Consider the following 19,022-nt stretch of genomic DNA (forward strand, 5'->3'; position numbering starts at 1 on the left):
ATAACAATAAGAAATAGGGGGAGTAAATGATGACTTCTACAAATACAGCTTCTACAAACACGCTAGAAAAGATTGCGAAAACTGAAAAAAAGACCAATGGAAAAGAAAGAACGGTTCGCACTCAAATCGATGAAATGATTTGTAAAGGGAAAAAGTCTTTAACTATGTTAGAAACATTTGATCAAGAAAAAATTGATCATATTGTCCATCAAATGGCTTTGGCAGGATTAAGTGAACACATGACATTAGCAAAAATGGCTGTTGAAGAAACTGGTCGCGGTATTTATGAAGATAAGTGCATTAAAAATATGTTTTCAACAGAATCTATTTGGAATTCGATTAAAGATAATAAAACAGTAGGAGTTATCAGTGATGACGATCAATCACAGTTAATCGAAATAGCTACACCAGTGGGAATAGTCTGTGGGGTAACTCCAGTAACGAATCCAACTTCAACGACTTTATTCAAAGCTTTGATTTCCATCAAAACAAGAAACCCGATCGTCTTTGCTTTTCATCCTAGTGCACAAAAATGCTCCGCAGCAGCAGCACAAGCGGTTTTAACTGCCGCTGTTGAAGCTGGAGCACCTGAAGATTGCATTCAATGGATCAAGCAACCTTCTCTCGAGGCAACTAATGCATTAATGAATCATCCTGATGTTGCAATCGTTTTAGCTACTGGAGGTTCCGGTATGGTTAAAGCAGCTTATTCAACAGGGAAACCTGCTTTAGGGGTCGGTCCTGGAAATGTACCGAGTTATATCGAAAAATCAGCTAAAATCAAACGAGCTGTCAATGATATCATTGCTTCTAAGTCATTTGATAATGGTATGATCTGTGCTTCTGAACAAGCTGTTATCGTGGACCAAGAAATTTATGGAGCAGTAAAATCAGAATTTGAAAAGCATCAAGTTTATTTTGTTAAAGTTAATGAACTAGAAAAATTAGAAAATGCAGTGATGAATCAAGATAAAACAGCTGTAAATCCTGCTATTGTCGGGCAATCGGCTTGGGAAATCGCTGAACTTGCAGGGCTGAAAATACCTAAAGAAACGAAGATAATTGTAGCTGAATTAGCTGGAGTCGGAAAAGATTATCCATTATCACGCGAAAAACTTTCCCCAGTACTAGCAATGTTAAAAGCAGAATCTACTGAACATGGCTTTGACTTAGCTCAAAAGATGTTGGAATTAGGCGGATTAGGGCATTCTGCTGCTATTCATACGTTAAATGACAAGCTAGCGAGAAAATACGGGGAACAAATGAAAGCTTGCCGTATTTTAGTGAATTCACCAACAGCACAAGGCGGCATAGGAGATTTGTACAATAATATGATTCCATCCTTAACGTTAGGTTGCGGTTCATATGGGAAAAACTCTGTATCTAAAAATGTTTCCACTATTGATTTATTGAATATCAAGACAATTGCGAAACGGAGAAATAATATGCAGTGGTTTAAACTACCGTCAAAAATTTACTTTGAAAAAAACTCGATTCATTATTTGCAAGAAATGGAAAATGTTGAAAGAGTCTTCTTGGTTTGTGACCCAGGTATGGTTGAATTCGGTTATGCAGACAAAATTATCAATGAACTCTACAAGCGTAAAAATCGCGTGCAAGTAGAAGTTTTTTCAGCGGTTGAAGCTAATCCATCAACCAATACCGTTATGGCAGGGACAGAGGCAATGATCCAGTTCCAACCGGACACCATTATTGCTATCGGCGGTGGATCAGCGATGGATGCTGCAAAAGGCATGTGGCTATTTTATGAAAAACCAGAAACAGAATTTTTTGGGGCGAAACAAAAATTTTTAGACATTCGAAAACGGACTTACAAAATTCCGACTTTAGATAAAACCCGATTTATTTGTATTCCGACAACTTCTGGTACAGGTTCGGAAGTTACTCCTTTTGCGGTGATCACGGATAGCAAAACACATGTGAAATATCCGTTAGCTGATTATGCTTTAACGCCAGATGTTGCGATTATTGATCCCCAATTTGTAATGAGTGTTCCTAAATCAGTGACAGCCGATACCGGAATGGATGTGCTGACTCATGCAATTGAATCCTATGTTTCTGTTATGGCAAGCGACTATACAAAAGGGTTGAGTTTACAAGCAGTCAAATTAGTATTTGAACATTTAAGGGATTCTTATGAGTACGCGAATGAAGAATCACGAGAAAAGATGCACAATGCCTCTACCTTGGCTGGTATGGCTTTTGCAAATGCATTCTTAGGAATCAATCATTCAATAGCTCACAAAATAGGCGGTGAATACAACATTCCTCATGGTCGGACGAATGCCATTTTACTGCCTCATGTCATTCGTTACAATGCAAAAGATCCTTCAAAACATGCACTATTTCCCAAATACGAGTATTTCCGTGCGGATGAAGATTATGCGGAAATAGCACGATTTATGGGATTCAAAGGCACAACGACTCAAGAGTTAGTTGAATCGTTGATTGCTGAAATCGTTCAATTAGGAAAAGATGTCGGCATTGAAATGAGCTTGAAATCTCAAGGAGTAACGCAAGAAGTATTAGATGCTACTGTTGATCATATGGCTGAATTAGCGTTCTTAGATCAATGTACGACAGCTAATCCAAAACAACCTTTGATTAGTGAACTGCGTCAAATTATTATTGAAGCCTACGAAGGCGAATAAAAATTCAGCGTTTTTATAAATGAAAGAGCCAGAACAAAATCAACTTTTGTTCTGGCTCTTTACATCTTGATTTATGGTCCATAAAATAATTTTAGGCTTTCCTAAACTTAATTTATGGATGTGTTGCTTTAAAAAGAAGGAAAAGCTATAATTAAAAGGAGTTCAGCAAGGGTAAAAAAAGGAAAAGCAGGTGATACAAATGACACCCAATAAGGAAGATTATTTAAAAAAAATATATGAACTTGGTGGGACGGATACTAAAATAAATAACAAAGAAATAGTGAAAGGGTTGGAAGTTTCAGCAGCATCCGTTAGCGAAATGATGACAAAACTATTGAAAGAAGGATTTATTGAACGAATCCCTTACCAAGGCGTACAGTTAACAGCAGAAGGACTGCGCAAAGCCAGTATACTGGTGAGAAAACATCGCTTATGGGAAGTGTTTTTAGTGGAGCATTTATGCTATTCGTGGAATCAAGTTCATGAAGAAGCAGAAATTTTGGAACACGTTTCATCCACTGAACTAACCAATCGCTTGGAAGCTTATTTAGATTATCCAACAGTTTGTCCTCATGGGGGGATGATACCGAACAAAGAGGGTGTTTTAAATGAACCTCCTTTGCAAACTCTAGCTGAAAAGAAGGTAAATGAAAAAATTGTGATCAAGCGCGTAGCGGACCAAAAAGATCTGCTTGATTACTTAGTATCAGTAGGAGTAAAAGTCAATGACGAATACACGATTAGCGACATTGGTGCTTACGAAGGCCCCATTACAATTGAAAAAGGACAAGCAAGCATTCCGATTAGTTTTAAGGCAGCTACGAGCATTTATGTAGAAGCAATCTAAGTAGCGCCTATCCTATAAGGAAGAGTATTTTCTATTAAGGAATGAAGCGCCCCCGTAAATTGGATTTCAACATCTAACTTATGGAGGCTTTTTTGGTTTTTGGAAGAAAGTAATCTGGCAGTTTTTTTGAGTATCTTGAACAAGAATGTACGTTCGCGTATAATAAAGAGGAAAGGAGGCGAAGAAGGTGAAAATAGGGGTAGTGCAATTTGACGAACCGATCAGAGATACATCAAGAAAAATTATTCACGTAGATATGGATGCCTTCTTTGCCTCTGTTGAAGAAAGGGAACATCCCGAATTAAAAGGACAGCCTATTATTATTGCGAAACATCCGAGATTAACGAGCGGAAAAGGTGTCGTTTCTACCGCTAATTATGTTGCAAGAACATATGGTGTCCATTCTGCTATGAGTGCTCAAAAAGCTTTTGAATTGTGCCCCGATGGAGTCTTTATCCAAGGAAATTATGAGTTATACCGAGAAGTATCAGAAAAAGTCCGTGCGGTTTTTAAGCGGTATACAGATATTATTGAACCACTATCTTTAGATGAAGCTTACCTGGATGTGACTGAAAATAAGCAAGGCTTTAAGAGTGCGACGCATATGGCTTACGCTATACAAAAAGAAGTCTGGGAAAGTGTCCGCCTAACTTGTTCAGCTGGAGTGTCTTACAATAAGTTTATTGCTAAATTAGCCTCGGATTATAAAAAACCAGCTGGTGTTACAGTGATACCACCGGATCAAGCCTTACTCTTTTTAAAAGAATTGCCGATTGAAAAGTTTTATGGAGTCGGTAAAAAAACTGTGGAACGGATGCACGAATTGAAGATTTTTACAGGAGAAGATTTATACCAAAAAGATGAAATGGAATTGATCCATCTTTTTGGCAAGATGGGGTATTCTTTGTACCGTAAAGTTAGAGGAATTGATGATTCACCGGTACGCACGAGTCGTGAAAGAAAATCGGTCGGTAGAGAAAATACGTATGAAAAAAACTTGACCACAGAAAATGAAATAATGGCAGAATTAAGATTTTTAGCAAAAAAAGTCGAACGTTCGTTGCTGAAGGAACAAAAACATGGAAAAACCGTTGTATTAAAAATTCGTTATTCAAACTTTGAAACCGTAACGAAACGAATCACGCTGCCTAATTCGATCAAAGATGCTGAAGAAATTTTTTTCCAGATTCAAAGTTTATGGGATGATATCGGAGAGCTTCAAAAAGGAATTAGGCTTCTAGGGATTACAGTTACGACCCTAGATCCGCTGACATTTGAAAATATTGTTTTGCCGCTTTGGGAAAATGACATCAGAATGTAGGGTTAGCTAAGCGACCCATAGTGCTAAATTGCAATCTCTTTTTCACAAGGGTATAATAAAGACATTAATACAGTTTTACTGGAGTGTTCTATTGAAAGGGGAGCTCAAGAATGAAGGTATCATGGCATGGACAATCGTGTGTACAAGTTTTGACAGATACAGGGTATACTATTTTAATCGATCCGTTTATCACAGGTAATTCTAAGAGTGACTTGAATCCAGAAACAGTAGCAGCAGATGTTATTATTATTACGCATGCACATGCTGATCATATCGGCGATACAGAAGCTATTGCTCACAGAACAGATGCTTTGATTGTTGCAAATGTGGAAATCGCAGAATTTTTCGAATCAAAAAAATTGAAAACACATGGAATGCAGATGGGTGGGAAACATGCCTTTGATTTTGGAGAAATTAAAATGACACCTGCTATTCATGGTTCGTCTTACGAAATAGACGGAAAACCAACGACACTGGGACTAGCTGCGGGTATTATTTTTCATGCTGATGGAAAGACGCTCTATCATGCAGGAGACACCGCTCTCTTTTCTGATATGCAGTTGATTGGAGCCTACAGACCTCTCGATATAGCCTTTTTACCGATTGGGGACAATTATACAATGGGCATTGAAGATGCTACACTAGCAGCATCTTATTTAAAGGCTAAAACGGTTGTTCCGATTCATTACAATACATTCCCTTTGATTGAACAAGACCCGGAGGCTTTTTGTCAAAAATTAGCAGGGAATCAAGGTCGTGTATTAGCTGTAGGAGAAATTTTAGAGGTTTAAAAGAGCAAAAGTTTTTGGAGGGTAGCAAATGGCCACGAAGCACGATCAAATATTAGCTTATATAGAAACTTTACCTGTTGGAGAAAAAATCTCTGTCCGTATCATTGCCAAAAATTTGCGAGTCAGTGAAGGAACGGCCTATCGTGCGATCAAAGATGCACAAAATAGCGGATTGGTTTCTACTATTCAAAGAGTGGGGACCATTCGAATTGAACGGAAAATGAAGGAAAGTATTGAAACCCTCAGTTATGGAGAAGTTGTGAAGATTATCGAAGGAGATATTTTAGGCGGTGAAAAAGGCTTAAATAATGATTTGAATAAATTTATCATTGGTGCAATGACAGACGATGCCATCGTCCGCTACATCACTCCTGGCTCTTTAATGATAGTCGGCAACCGTGAAAGCGTTCAGGAACTGGCTTTGAAAAAAGGCGCCGCTGTTTTGATCACAGGTGGTTTTGATACAAGTGATAAAATTATCAATTTAGCCAACGAATTAGCATTGCCTTTGATCAGTACTACTTATGATACATTTACTGTAGCGACAATGATCAATCGAGCAATGACGGATCAGCTGATAAAAAAAGAGATCATTGTCGTTGGAGACATTTATACGAAATTAGAGCAAACAATGTATTTGAATGTAGAAGATACTGTATTGGATTACCGTAAATTAAACGAAAAAAGCGGTCATACTCGTTTCCCGGTAGTCAGTAAAAACTTACGTTTAGTGGGCATTGTGGCTGCTAAAGATATGATTGGAAAAGCTGATCAAATAAGTATTGAACGAGTGATGACCAAAGATCCGACACTTGTAAAAACACATATGAGTGTCGCCAGTGTGGGGCACTTGATGATTTGGGACGAATTAGAAGTCATGCCGGTAGTTGAAGATAATTTGACTCTTATGGGGATTATTTCTAGACAAGACGTTATGAAAGCTATGCAGTCGGCACAACGTCAACCTCAAGTTGGCGATACGATCGCAGATCAAATCGAAGAACAAATAGAACTAAGCAGTGAAGATCCCGATGACTGGGCTTCAGCCATCCCATCTTACAAGTTTAGTGTAACGCCGCAAATGACGGACTCCGTTGGAACCATTTCATTTGGTGTGTTAAGTGAAATCATAACCAGTTGTGCGAAACGTTCGTTGCTGGTTTATCAGAAACGGAACGCGTTGATTGAACAAATGGATTTGCATTATTTTAAAATGATTCAATTAGAGAGTGTTTTAGAAATCAAACCCAAAGTCTTTGAAATAGGCAGACGTTCGTCAAAGTTTGATATTGAAGTCTATGTTGAAAATGTATTGGTTGCAAAAGCAATCGTTATTTGCCAAATGATGCAAAGAAATTAAAAGGAGCAAGCAGTTATGACACGTTTACCTTATGAAGAAGTCCTAGAGGTTATTAAAACCTATGAAACCATTATTGTTCACCGCCATATGCGTCCTGACCCAGATGCTCTTGGATCACAAGGAGGGCTAGTAGAAATCTTGAAAGCTAGTTTTCCTGCTAAAAAGATCTTGAAAGCTGGTGGGCCAGTCGGAGATTTAGCGTTCTTAGCGACAATGGATGACGTAATGGATAAAGATTACCAAGATGCTTTAGTCATCGTGACAGATACAGCTAATCGGCCAAGAATCAGCGATGAGCGGTATCTCAAAGGCACAAAATTAATCAAAATCGATCATCATCCCAATGACGATGCTTATGGAGATTTTCAAATTGTTAATATAGAAGCGAGCAGCTGCAGTGAAATCATTGTTGATTTTTATACAGCTAATCAGCAGCAGTTAACTATGACAGATGAAGCCGCGCGTTTGTTATACGCGGGAATCGTGGGAGATACAGGGCGATTCCTGTATCCTTCCACAACACCGCATACGATGCGTGTGGCTGCAGGGTTAATGGAATATAATTTTATTCCGAATGAAGTGAACAATCAAATGAATGTCATTTCTCAAAAAGTAGCGAAATTAACCGGCTATGTTTTACAAAACATTGAACTTACTTCTACAGGTGTAGCCAAAGTTATGTTGACTAAAGAAGTGATGGAACGGTTTGGCGTAATGGATACAGAGACATCTTCCATTGTAGCGGTACCAGGAACAATGGAAGGCGTATTGCTTTGGGGAATTTTTGTTGAGCAGCCAGAAGGTCATTTTCGATGCCGCTTAAGATCAAAAGGTCCTGTTATCAATGAAATTGCAAAACTTCATCACGGTGGCGGACATCCTTTAGCTAGTGGAGCAAACGCTAAAAATAGAGCGGAAGTGGATCAAATTATTGCAGAACTAGAGCAAGCTGCACGACTCTGGAGTTAAGAAAAGAAACAAAAAGCAAAGAGCTACTGCTCTTTGCTTTTTGTTTCATCTATAGATGTTGGTTTTGTTTCGGGCGGTTTATTAGCGGAAGGATGTTTAACGATATCAATTGTTTCAATGGTGCTGTTTCCTGATTTCATAACCGTAAACGTGTATTCCCCAGAAGTAAGAGTCTCGCCTTCTGCGATATCGTATTTTTCATTCAACATCCAACCGCCGATAGTATCAACATTTTCCTCTTCAATTGAAAGGCCGAACAGTTCATTGATTTCATCGACGAGCATTCTGGCACTTACCCGATAATGATTTTCGCCGACTTTTTTGATCTCAGGCTCATCAACACTTTCATAATCATCACTAATGTCTCCGACAATTTCTTCAACGATATCTTCCATCGAAAGCATTCCGCTGGTTCCACCGTATTCATCCACCAGAATTGCAATTTGGTTTCGTTCTTTTTGCATTTTGACCAGCAATTCTTTAATAGGAATCGTTTCGATGACACGAATAATGGGACGGATATATTTAGAAAAATCAAACGTTTCATAATGATTAGCTTCGACAGCATCAACAAAAGCTGAAAAAATTTCTTTCGTATTAAGCGTTCCTAAGATAATATCTTTATCGCCATCTTGAATAACGGGATAACGAGTGTAACGTTCTTCACTAACTAATTGACTAATTTCTTTCAATGACATATCTGTTGAGACAGTCACCATTTCTGTTCGAGGAACCATGATTTCGCGACTCATTCGATCGTCAAAGGCGAAAACATTTTCAACAAATTGGTATTCATCACGGTTGATTTCGCCGCTTTTTAAACTTTCGCCCATAATGATGCGAAGTTCTTCTTCAGAAACACCTTCGCCAAATTCACTTTTTGTTGGAACTCCTAAAGCCTTGGAAATCGCGTTTGCTAATTTATTTAGAACAAATACAATCGGGTACATTAAACGAAACCAAAATTGTAAAGGTTTAGCTATCATTAACCCGATTTTTTCGGTATTAGTGATAGCGATATTTTTCGGCACGAGTTCCCCAATAACCACTTGCAAAAAAGTTAATACGGTAAAAGACAATACAACAGAAATGATTTTGGAAACAGAAGCTGGAAGGCTGATATTGGAAAAAAGAATATCGAATAAACGCCCGAATGTCGGACTTCCTAACCACCCAATAGCTAGAGAAGTAACTGTAACCCCAAGTTGGGTCGCAGATAGATAGGTATCCAGGTTTTGCGACATGGTTTTTAACAGTTCAGCTTTTTGGTTCCCATTTTCAATCAGAAAATCGAGTCTTGAAGGACGAATGCGGACAAGAATGAATTCTGACATGACAAATACAGCTGCAATCAATAAAATAACAAAAAATAAAATCATACCAGTAGTTATTGACAAATATATGCTTACGTCAACAAAACGTAAGCTTCACCTCCTTGTAATAATACTATCTTGATCCTGAACGACTCGATCCTTCTTACAAAATATTTTCATTTTATAATGAGTAAAAATCCTTTAGAATAAAATAGTTTAAAATATAAAAATAATCAAAAGAAAGTTTTTTTGTATAAATTCGTTTCTTTTGATCCGTTAATAGTTTTATTCTGTTTTCTGTCCCAAAGGATCTCACCTCACTTTTAATGGTTGCTAAAAAATAGTGCATGCCTACACGGTTTTATAGAAAAAAATGGACTTTTTCCATCTTAAAAAAGTCTTATAGGTTTACTTTACCTTAATATGGTAAAATGTTAAAGTAAAAAACTTATTTATTTCTTCATTACAGATAATTATAAGCAAACGCAATTAGCTTTTTACAGCAATAATATCCTACTTTAGTAGGATATTATTGTGCTTAGTAGTTTGATACACTGCTTATAATGGATGCGAAAACAGTTAAAATGAAAACACAAAGGATGACTAATTAAAATGAATGGAAAATTATTTTTTGAAAAGCTAAAAGAACAGCTGAACAAGATTTGGCAGTGGTTACGCCCTTATTTAGCAGCTTTTAGTAAGAGTTTAAAAAGAGCGTGGAAAAATTATCATGTGACAAAAATTATTATATTACTTGTTTTGATCAGTTCTTTGTTTGGCAGCGGCTATTTATTATACTTAGCTAAAACAGCGAATGTTTCTACTTTGAAAGCTGGACTTGAACAAACGACGACTGTTTATGATATCAATAATGAAGAAGCTGGAACCCTTTATTCTCATAAAGGTACTTTTGTTTCGCTAGAAGAGATCTCTCCTTCTATCCAAGCTTCGGTTATTTCGACGGAAGACAAACGTTTCTATGACCATAAAGGGTTTGATGTGATCGGTATTGCTCGCGCAGCGGTTGGCTTTATCGTAAATCGCGGCAATATCAGCGGAGGCGGAAGTACTATTAGTCAACAGTTAGCCAAAAATGCTTATCTTACATTAGATCAAACATTGATCCGGAAACTAAAAGAATTATTTCTAGCAATCGAAATAGAAAAAGAATATACGAAATCAGAAATTTTAGAAATGTATTTAAACAATTCCTATTTTGGCAATGGTGTCTGGGGAGTGGAAGACGCTTCTCATAAGTATTTTGGAAAACCAGCAACGGATGTTTCTTTATCAGAAGCGGCAACGATTGCCGGTATGCTGAAAGCTCCAACAAACTACAACCCCAAAGATAATATGGAACAAGCTATCGCACGCCGTAATGTCGTGTTAGACTTACTGGTTAAAAACGAAGGTGTTACGGAAGAAGTAGGGGCATCCGCTAAAAAAGAAACCTTGACGTTAATAGACAATTACCAACAAACAAATGGTTATCAATACCCTTATTATTTTGATGCCGTTATCGAAGAAGCTATTAATAAATATGGTCTGGGAGAGGAAGAAATTTTAAACAAAGGGTATAAAATTTATACTTCCTTGAACCAAGATTACCAACAAAGGATGGATCAGGCTTATGCCAACGATTGGCTTTTTACTGATGCAGCCGATGGGACATTATTACAAAGCGGTTCAGTAGCCATGAATCCTCAAACAGGCGGCGTATTTGCTGTTGTTGGCGGAAGAGGCGAACATACTTTTAGAGGGTTTAACCGCGCAACTCAAATCAAACGTCAGCCTGGTTCGATCATGAAGCCATTGGCAGTTTATACGCCCGCACTCGAAGCTGGGTATACGATCAATTCAATGTTGCAGGATGAAAAAAAATCTTATGGGTCAGACGATTATACACCGGAAAATTACACGCGCACCTATGCTGGCGAAGTACCGATGTACCAAGCTGTGGCTCAAAGCTTAAATGCGCCGGCAGTTTGGTTATTAGATAAAATAGGTTTAGAAAAAGGCATCAAGAAAGTTGAAAAATTTGGCATACCGGTAGAGGAAGATGATAAGTATTTAGGTTTAGCATTAGGAGGAACAACAGGTGGAGTTTCTCCATTGCAAATGGCGAGTGCCTACACAACTTTTGCAAATGGCGGGATACGCAGCGATGGATTCTTTATTACTAAAATTGTTGACGCAACTGGCGCGATCATTGTTGACCATACAGAACCGAAAGCTAAAAAAGTCACCAGTCCGGAAGTAGCGGAGCAGATGACGAGTATGTTAATGGGTGTTTTTACAAGCGGAACAGCAAGCAACAATGCTCCGAACGGCTATACCATCGCTGGTAAAACAGGAAGCACGGAAGTATCGTTTAATGAATCTGGCGGAACAACAGATCAATGGACTGTCGGATATACACCGGATGTTGTAGTAGCTACATGGATGGGCTTTGACCAAACAGATGAAAATCATTATATGGGCACAGGAAGCTCTACAGGCGTAGGTCCTTTATTTAAACTGCAGATGGAAAATGTCTTACCCAAAACGCCGCAAACGCCATTTGGCACGCAAAGCGCAGAAACCATTGTCCAGTCTAAATCAGAAGAGCAGCCACAATGGAAAGAGGATCTAAAAGAGAACGTCGATTATTGGAGCGAACAATTTAAAAAAGGTGCTGAAAATTTAAAAGACAAAGCTGGTAAGCTGTTGGATCGCTTAAAAGATCAATAAACGAATAAAAATATTGTGAAAATAAAAGGGATTATTTGGAAAAGAAAATAAAAAATGGTATAGTAAACAGGTGAAGATAAAAATACCGGGAGAGTGATTTAGATGATGGATACGAACATTTATGATACAGCTAACCAACTCGAAAAAGAATTAAGAGAAACGGAAGCTTACGCTGATTTACAAGCAGCTTTTGCAGCCGTTAAAGAAGATCCTGAAGCAAATGAAGTGTTTCAACAATTCCAAGAGATTCAAATGAGTTTGCAACAAAAACAAATGTCTGGTGAAGAGATTTTGGAAGAAGAAATCAAAGAAGCTCAAGAGATGGCATTGAAATCAGGCGAGAACCTTATCATTAAAGATTTAATGGAAGCAGAACAAAAATTAAGCACATTGATTGATGACTTAAACCGTATCATTATGAAACCTATTCAAGATATTTATCAAGGGTAATCTAGTAAAAAAGAGTTCACTAGAGTTTAGCTATTGTAGTGAACTCTTTTTTTATTCATAGAACGGAACATATGTGCCCATTCAAAGATAAAGGAATACAACAAAAAAGAAAAAAATCTGAAGAAAGGATGGATGACAGTGGTTCAATTTATACATGGCGCCGATTTACATTTAGACAGTCCCTTTATTGGTTTGAAATCGATGCCGACTTTTATCTGGGAAGCTATTTACCATTCAACTTTTCAGGCACTCACTAGATTAGTTGATGTGGCTATTGAAAAAGAAGTCGATTTTGTTTGTTTAGTAGGGGATATTTACGATAACGATGACCGCAGTGTAAAAGCTCAAGCTTATTTGAGAAACGAAATGGAACGGTTAAATCAACAAGAAATTCCAGTGTATTTATTGCATGGAAATCATGACTACATAGAAAACCAAGGGTTGCATTTGGAAATGCCGGAAAATGTTACGATTTTTAAGGAACACCCTGAAACGCATTGGTTAACGACTAAACGTAATGAAAAAGTTGCAATAACAGGGTTTAGTTACACAAAACGTTGGGTAAATGAAAGGAAAATCAGTGACTATCCGATAAGATTTGCTGAAGCAGATTACCAAATCGGCTTATTGCATGGCTTTTCTGAAGGTCTGGAATCCGAACATGGGAATTATGCTCCTTTTTCATTAGGGGAATTAAAAAGCAAACAGTACGATTATTGGGCACTCGGACATATCCATAAACGTCAACGATTAGCGATTAACCCCCCAGTCATCTATTCTGGCAACACACAAGGGCGCAGCAGTAAAGAAAGTGGACCAAAGGGCTGTGAGTGGGTTACTTTAACGGATACTAAAGAACAAATCGTTTTTTGTCCTACCGCAACGATTCAATGGGAAAAACTAGTGGTCTCTGTTAAAAATAAAAAAACCTTGGAAGACGTTTATCGCTTAATTCAAGAAGCCATTGCAGAGAAAAAAAATGAAGCTTATAATGTTTTTCTTTCCATCTTGTTAGAAGATACGGATGAATTGCTCGATGGAGTTAGAAAAAAAGTAGAGCAAGGGGAATTATTAGAAGCATTACAGCAAATAGCCAAAACAAAAACATTTGTATGGGTCTACCAAGTAGGAATGAACGCCGAAGCCCAAGGAACCGCTCAATATATGCAGCTGTTTCCTGAAGAATGGCAGAAGGCTATGGCAGAGATCAAGCAAGAAGCCGTTTTTAATGAGCTGACGAATGTGTTTTTTGATCATGCTGGGGTAGCAGACCTGCTCGATACGAGAGATGAAATGTATCGACAACAAATTTTAGAAAATGCTAAACAACAAGTTCAGTTATTGTTGGGGATCGAAGGAAGTGCTGAAAGTGAAAATTAAGTCTCTCGAAGTCTATGGATTTGGAAAATGGATTGATAAAAAGATTGATCCATTGCAACAACTGCAACTTTTTTATGGAGAAAACGAAGCAGGGAAAACAACCTTAATGGCTTTTATTCATAGTATCTTGTTTGGTTTTCCAACCAAACAAAGTTCAGAATTACGTTATGAACCAAAAAACAGTTCACAATATGGCGGACGACTTGTCGTTTCCGATACACCTTTTGGTGAGGTCATTATTGAACGCATAAAAGGGAAAGCCAATGGAGAAGTGACGGTTACGTTAGCTAACGGTGAAGTTGGATCAGATGCCTTATTGGAAAAAATTGTTAATGGAATAGACAAAGCAACTTACCAAGCGCTATTTTCATTTAATCTATTTGGTCTTCAGAAAATCCAACAAATGAACCGGACTAAATTAAACCGTTATTTTTTAAGTGTAGGAACATTAGGAAATGAACAACTGTTAAAAGTTGCCGACAAGTTTCAATTAGAAGCAGGAAAACTGTATAAACAAACTGGGCGTGTTCCTGAAATCAATCAAAAAATCAAACAAGTAGAAGCAAAAAGAAAACAAGTTCGCTTTGCTAAAGAAAAAAATGATGAATACACAACCTTATATACTCAAAAAGAAGCATTTGAAAACGAAATCGTGTCTCTCAGAAAACGCTCTGTTCAAGCAGAAGAACGGTTGGAACAACTGAATCATCTAGCTACGAACTGGAATCACTTTTCTGAAATGCTGCTCATTCAACAAGAACTCAGTCAACTGACTCTGGCAGAACTGCCAGAAGATGGGTTGTATCAGTTGAATCATTTGAACCAAGCGATTGAGCAAGTGCGGATAGACATTATGCAAGAAAATGAGCGCTCTAAGCACCTGAAAGAAAAAAGCAAACTAACGCAAAGCCAACAGCTTTATTTAACACATAAAGAAAGCATTCAAGAGTTATTTGCTTCATCGGACAACATCAAAGCTATGTTACAAGAAAAAGAATTTATTGAACGCGACATACAAAAAGAAACAAATCTAATGGTGCGAGATAAATTACAACTTGGTTTAAACATTGGGCAGTCTATTCCGCCAGCTCAAACACCTGAACAGAAAAGGGCTTATCAGTTGCTGTATCAAAAAACAAGAGAGTCAGAAGAAAAAAAGCAGGAAGCAGCAGAGAAAACTGCTTTTTTACAGTATCAAAATGAGTCCTTATCCACCCAATTAGATAAAATTGAACCGTTGTTATGGGACAAAGCAACATTACAACAAGTTGAAGAATCCCATCAAAAAAAAGCTGCTCGTAGTCTTCCTGAAAAGCAGATCCAGACAACTGTTCCGTCTGCTAATAAGAAGTTATTAACGGCAGGTTCAGGTATTCTTGTCGGTTTGTTCGCTAGTTTTAGCGGGTTGTTTTTAAGCAATGGGTTCAGCTTATTTTTGGTAGGGTTTGGTCTATTGCTAGTAATCAGCAGTTTATTTTTAGCCATTAAAAAACCGGCTAAAAATAAACTGGCTAAAACAGAGCCTGCTGTTGCTTATACTTACGAAGATTACATCAAACAAATCGAACTTCGAAAACAATGGCGTGATAAATTAGCTGAAATCGATCAAGTCGCTGTTGAATTAAAACAAGCTACAGAAAAAAGTGAAATAATTAGGCGTGAACAACAAGAAAATCAAGAAGAATCCCATAGAATCAATGAACAAAATGGCTATCCCTCATCCTTTTCGATAACAGACTTAGTGAAAAAAGGCGACTTATTTGATTCGTTGCGAGAACGCAATAAAGCTGTTGAAGAGAAAGAGAAGCAGCTGGAACAACTAAACGAAAAATTAGTGGAGTGGAAAGCACAAGTTGATTTTTTAGAACCAGTGATTTTTGTGGATTGGCGGCATTTGCCAGCAGTACTATCAGGTTTTTTACGTTTTTATCAAGAAGCTAAGGGTGACGAACAAGCCCTTGCAGCGTTATCTAAAAAAGAAGAAGAGCACCAAGAACAACTTAAACAGTGGGTGTATAAACAGCGAGAGCTTGAAAACCAACGCAATGATTTATTTCGCTCGGTCAAAGCCAAAAACGAACAAGATTTCCGAAAGAACTATGTTTTATTTGAAGAACGAAAACAAAAGCAAGCTCGTTTGGCATTGCTTAAACAACAAGTATCGGAAGACATCAGCTTACTTGAACAGTACCGAGACCGAACAGATTTACTGGAGGATATAGAAAAAACGAGGAAACAGATTCAGCAGTACAAAAAAACGGAAGAACAACAAATCAATCAAAAAATTAAATGTGAGGTAGCCTTGAACGAATTAGAAAAAGGCGGGGCCTATTCTGTTTTGTTACAAGAATATGCAAATTTAAAAAGTGAATTGCAAGAGTTGGTCAATAAATGGGCTAGCTACAGAGTAGCAGCTGAATTGATCGAACGTGCGCTGACACATGCTCGAAAAGACCGTTTTCCAGAGACTCTTCAAGATACGACCGAGTTTTTCAAACTGTTGACAAATGAGCGTTATCAGCAAGTATTTGTAAAAGACGATAAAATAGAAGTCCAACGACAAGATGGAACTATTTTTGACGCAACGGAACTGTCTCAAGGAACAGCAGAACAATTGTATGTTGCCTTACGCTTTGCTTTTGTTAAAAATGCTAGCGACATCGTTCAATTGCCATTGATGATTGATGACGGATTCGTGAATTTTGATCAAGACCGTAAATCACAGATGATAGAATTGATGAAGCGAATGAGCGAGAAAACGCAAATTTTTTATTTTACTTTTGATAAAGAGGCACTAAGTAATTTTCGAAAAGAGCAGATAGAAATGTTATACTGACTATGACAGAAGAAGAGAGAGGGAGTCGCATGGAAAAAAAGCTATTTGAATACAATGTAGACGATACGTTTGAGATTTATTTATTAATCAAAGCTGCTGATGTTAGAGTAGCTAAAAATGGGAAAAAATTTATTGCGTTCACATTTCAAGATACCAGTGGACAAATGGATGGCAAGTTTTGGGATGCGTCGGAAGACGATATCGCTTCTTTGACTGCTGGCAAAGTGGTTATGCTATCAGGCAAACGAGAACTTTATCAAGGCAATCCGCAAATTAAAATATTTAAGTTGCGGGTTACAAAAGCTGGTGAACCAGATACACCGGAACTTTTTATTGAACGAGCACCTCTGAAAAAAGAAGAAATGATGGAAGAAATCAATGAAACTCTTTTCGAGATCACTAATGCAAATATGAACCGAATTGTTCGCCATCTTTTGAATCATTACCAAAAGGACTTTTTTCAATACCCAGCAGCCAAGCGTTTCCATCATGCTTTTATAGGAGGATTGGCATTTCACACGGTTTCAATGCTAAGAATGGCTAAAACAATTGCTGATCAATATGAAGATATCAATAGGCCATTATTGTTTTCAGGAATCATTCTGCATGATTTAGGAAAAGTAATGGAATTGTCTGGCCCCATTTCAACAGAATACACATTGGAAGGGAACTTGATTGGACATATCGTGATTGTGGACGAAGCAATCACCAAAGCTTGTCAAGTGTTGAAAATAGACGATAAAAGCGAAGATGTGATTCTGCTGAAACATATGATTTTATCTCATCACGGAAAATTAGAATATGGATCACCGGTTCGACCGAAGTTGAGAGAAGCTGAAATTTTATTTATGATCGATAATTTAGATGCCACCATCAATATGCTGAGTGCATCTTTAAGTCGAACAGAACCAGGAGCGTTCACTGAACGTATCTTTGGATTAGATAACCGAACATTTTATAAACCGCAAATAAGCGAAAATAGTGAAGAATAAAAAAAGGGAGTGAGACAAAAAGCGTTTAGACCCGAATCACTGGAACGAATAATGCTCGATGGTCTGTGACCATCGAGCATTATTCGTGAAGTGGACGTCGGGTCTGCTTTTTGGAACACGTTCTAGAATAAATATTCGGATATGCAAAAGAGGTTGGGACTTTTGTCCCAACCTCTTTTTATAAATCAACGTGTTTTATTCAGCTGAACTTTCTGAAGTGGCAGCTGAATCAGCTGTACTTGAGTCTTCAGTACTTGAATCAGCAGGAGCCGATTCAGTAGCAGCAGAATCTTCAGCAGAAGTGTCTTCTGTTGTTGAATCTGCAGTTTGCAAGTAGCTGTCCATAGCTGTAGAAAGATCTTCGTCATTGATAACTACGTTAGCATCTTGCATGATAGAAGAAAGAATAGCTTGGATAGCAGCGCTATCGGCTAACTTAGCTTGCAGCAATTGAGCTTCGATGTTTTTGCGTTCTTCTTTCAATGTTCCTTTTTCTGGTTTTTCGATCATCTTGATGATGTGGTAACCATTAGTTGTTTGGACGGGTTCTGTTGTCATTTCGCCTTCTTTTAACTTCATTGCAGCTTCTTCAAATTCTGGAATCATTTCACCAGTAGAAAAAGTAAGTTCTCCGCCTTTTTCAGCGCTAGCTGTATCTGCAGAATTTTCTTTAGCAAGAGTAGCAAAATCAGCACCATCGTTTAATTGTGTGATCAAATCTTTGGCTTGGTCTTCATCTTCTACAAGAATATGAGCAGCAGTCACTGGTGGTGTATAAGCGTCGTAAGCTGTTTGGATTTCTTCATCTGTAAATTCTGTATTGTCTTTTACAGCTTCTTCAATCAAAAGATTTAATCGAATCGTATCTTTATAAGAAGATTCTGTAAAACCGGATGAAGATAATACGTATTTAAAGGCATCTGCGCCACCGTAAGATTCTTCTTGAGTTTTGTATTCTTTACTAACTTTTTTATCTGTTACAACTTTTCCGTATTTCTCTGACAAAACATCTTCAATGATCAATTGTTGTAGAGTAGAAGACCCCACGTTTGTTTTCATTGCTTCATATAATTCGTCTTGTGAAATTTTACCTGCAGTTGTTGAGGCAACTGTATTATCTGCACAACCAGCAATTGCTAAACCAGCTAACACTGTTGCAGCTGTTAAAATAAGTTTTTTCATTTATAGACACATCCATTCTTTTTTTTCGATGTAACGCAACGTTTACAATCACAAGTATTAATATACCACACTCATTTAAATAAAAAAAACAAAATCGGGAAAACAAAAATAAAGTCTCTTAATCATCACAAAATAATCATATTTAGTAAAAGCAGCTTTCCTAAAAAAAGACCATAAAA

General features: G+C 37.6%; 13 protein-coding genes. 11 read left to right on the forward strand and 2 right to left on the reverse strand.

Annotated features, from left to right (window positions below):
• The first annotated feature begins 29 nt into the window (after positions 1-29).
• From adhE to JHE06_RS03520, 6 genes are all read left to right on the forward strand, one after another.
• The gene (gene adhE / locus JHE06_RS03495) at positions 30-2,672 is read left to right on the forward strand and encodes a bifunctional acetaldehyde-CoA/alcohol dehydrogenase (protein ID WP_156413325.1); all 2,643 of its coding nucleotides are present in this window, start codon (positions 30-32) and stop codon (positions 2,670-2,672) included.
• 199 nt (positions 2,673-2,871) lie between these two features.
• Positions 2,872-3,519 carry a metal-dependent transcriptional regulator gene (locus JHE06_RS03500; protein WP_201089493.1) on the forward strand — a complete coding sequence of 216 codons (648 nt, stop codon included), beginning with the start codon at positions 2,872-2,874 and terminating at the stop codon, positions 3,517-3,519.
• 187 nt (positions 3,520-3,706) lie between these two features.
• Positions 3,707-4,840 carry a DNA polymerase IV gene (gene dinB, locus JHE06_RS03505; RefSeq protein WP_058920148.1) on the forward strand — a complete coding sequence of 378 codons (1,134 nt, stop codon included), beginning with the start codon at positions 3,707-3,709 and terminating at the stop codon, positions 4,838-4,840.
• Positions 4,841-4,950: 110 nt separating this feature from the next.
• Positions 4,951-5,631: a metal-dependent hydrolase gene (locus JHE06_RS03510; protein ID WP_201089495.1), complete on the forward strand. Its 681-nt coding sequence runs from the start codon at positions 4,951-4,953 to the stop codon at positions 5,629-5,631.
• A 28-nt stretch (positions 5,632-5,659) separates the two neighbouring features.
• Positions 5,660-6,991 (forward strand): DRTGG domain-containing protein, encoded by a 1,332-nt coding sequence (locus JHE06_RS03515; protein WP_058920150.1) that lies wholly within the window; start codon positions 5,660-5,662, stop codon positions 6,989-6,991.
• Between the two features lie 15 nt (positions 6,992-7,006).
• Complete coding sequence (locus JHE06_RS03520) at positions 7,007-7,960, forward strand: DHH family phosphoesterase (RefSeq protein ID WP_058920151.1); 954 nt, start codon at positions 7,007-7,009, stop codon at positions 7,958-7,960.
• A gap of 23 nt (positions 7,961-7,983) precedes the next feature.
• Here the strand turns inward: JHE06_RS03520 and JHE06_RS03525 are convergent, their stop codons facing one another.
• A complete protein-coding gene (locus JHE06_RS03525; protein ID WP_201089497.1) occupies positions 7,984-9,357 on the reverse strand; it encodes a hemolysin family protein in 1,374 nt (457 codons plus the stop codon).
• A gap of 528 nt (positions 9,358-9,885) precedes the next feature.
• Between JHE06_RS03525 and JHE06_RS03530 the strand changes: the two genes are divergently transcribed.
• The 5 genes from JHE06_RS03530 (at position 9,886) to JHE06_RS03550 (ending at position 17,661) form a co-directional block, all read left to right on the forward strand.
• A complete protein-coding gene (locus JHE06_RS03530; protein WP_201089499.1) occupies positions 9,886-12,003 on the forward strand; it encodes a PBP1A family penicillin-binding protein in 2,118 nt (705 codons plus the stop codon).
• 105 nt (positions 12,004-12,108) lie between these two features.
• Entirely contained in the window at positions 12,109-12,453 is a 345-nt protein-coding gene (locus JHE06_RS03535) for a YlbF family regulator (protein ID WP_058920331.1), read from the forward strand.
• A 132-nt stretch (positions 12,454-12,585) separates the two neighbouring features.
• Positions 12,586-13,833 carry a metallophosphoesterase family protein gene (locus JHE06_RS03540; RefSeq protein ID WP_236253546.1) on the forward strand — a complete coding sequence of 416 codons (1,248 nt, stop codon included), beginning with the start codon at positions 12,586-12,588 and terminating at the stop codon, positions 13,831-13,833.
• Positions 13,823-16,669, forward strand: a complete 2,847-nt coding sequence (locus JHE06_RS03545; protein ID WP_236253547.1) for an ATP-binding protein — start codon at positions 13,823-13,825, stop codon at positions 16,667-16,669. Before JHE06_RS03540 ends, JHE06_RS03545 begins: the two co-directional genes overlap by 11 nt.
• Positions 16,670-16,698: 29 nt before the next feature.
• On the forward strand, positions 16,699-17,661 hold the full coding sequence (locus tag JHE06_RS03550) for a 3'-5' exoribonuclease YhaM family protein (RefSeq protein ID WP_201089505.1): 963 nt from the start codon (positions 16,699-16,701) through the stop codon (positions 17,659-17,661).
• A gap of 195 nt (positions 17,662-17,856) precedes the next feature.
• On the opposite strand, the gene JHE06_RS03555 is transcribed toward JHE06_RS03550, so the two are convergent.
• A complete protein-coding gene (locus JHE06_RS03555; protein ID WP_058920155.1) occupies positions 17,857-18,843 on the reverse strand; it encodes a peptidylprolyl isomerase in 987 nt (328 codons plus the stop codon).
• Positions 18,844-19,022: the final 179 nt, after the last annotated feature.

Origin of the sequence: Carnobacterium sp. CS13, assembly GCF_016653495.1 — a bacterium.
In the GTDB taxonomy this organism is placed as follows: Bacteria; Bacillota; Bacilli; order Lactobacillales; family Carnobacteriaceae; genus Carnobacterium_A; species Carnobacterium_A antarcticum.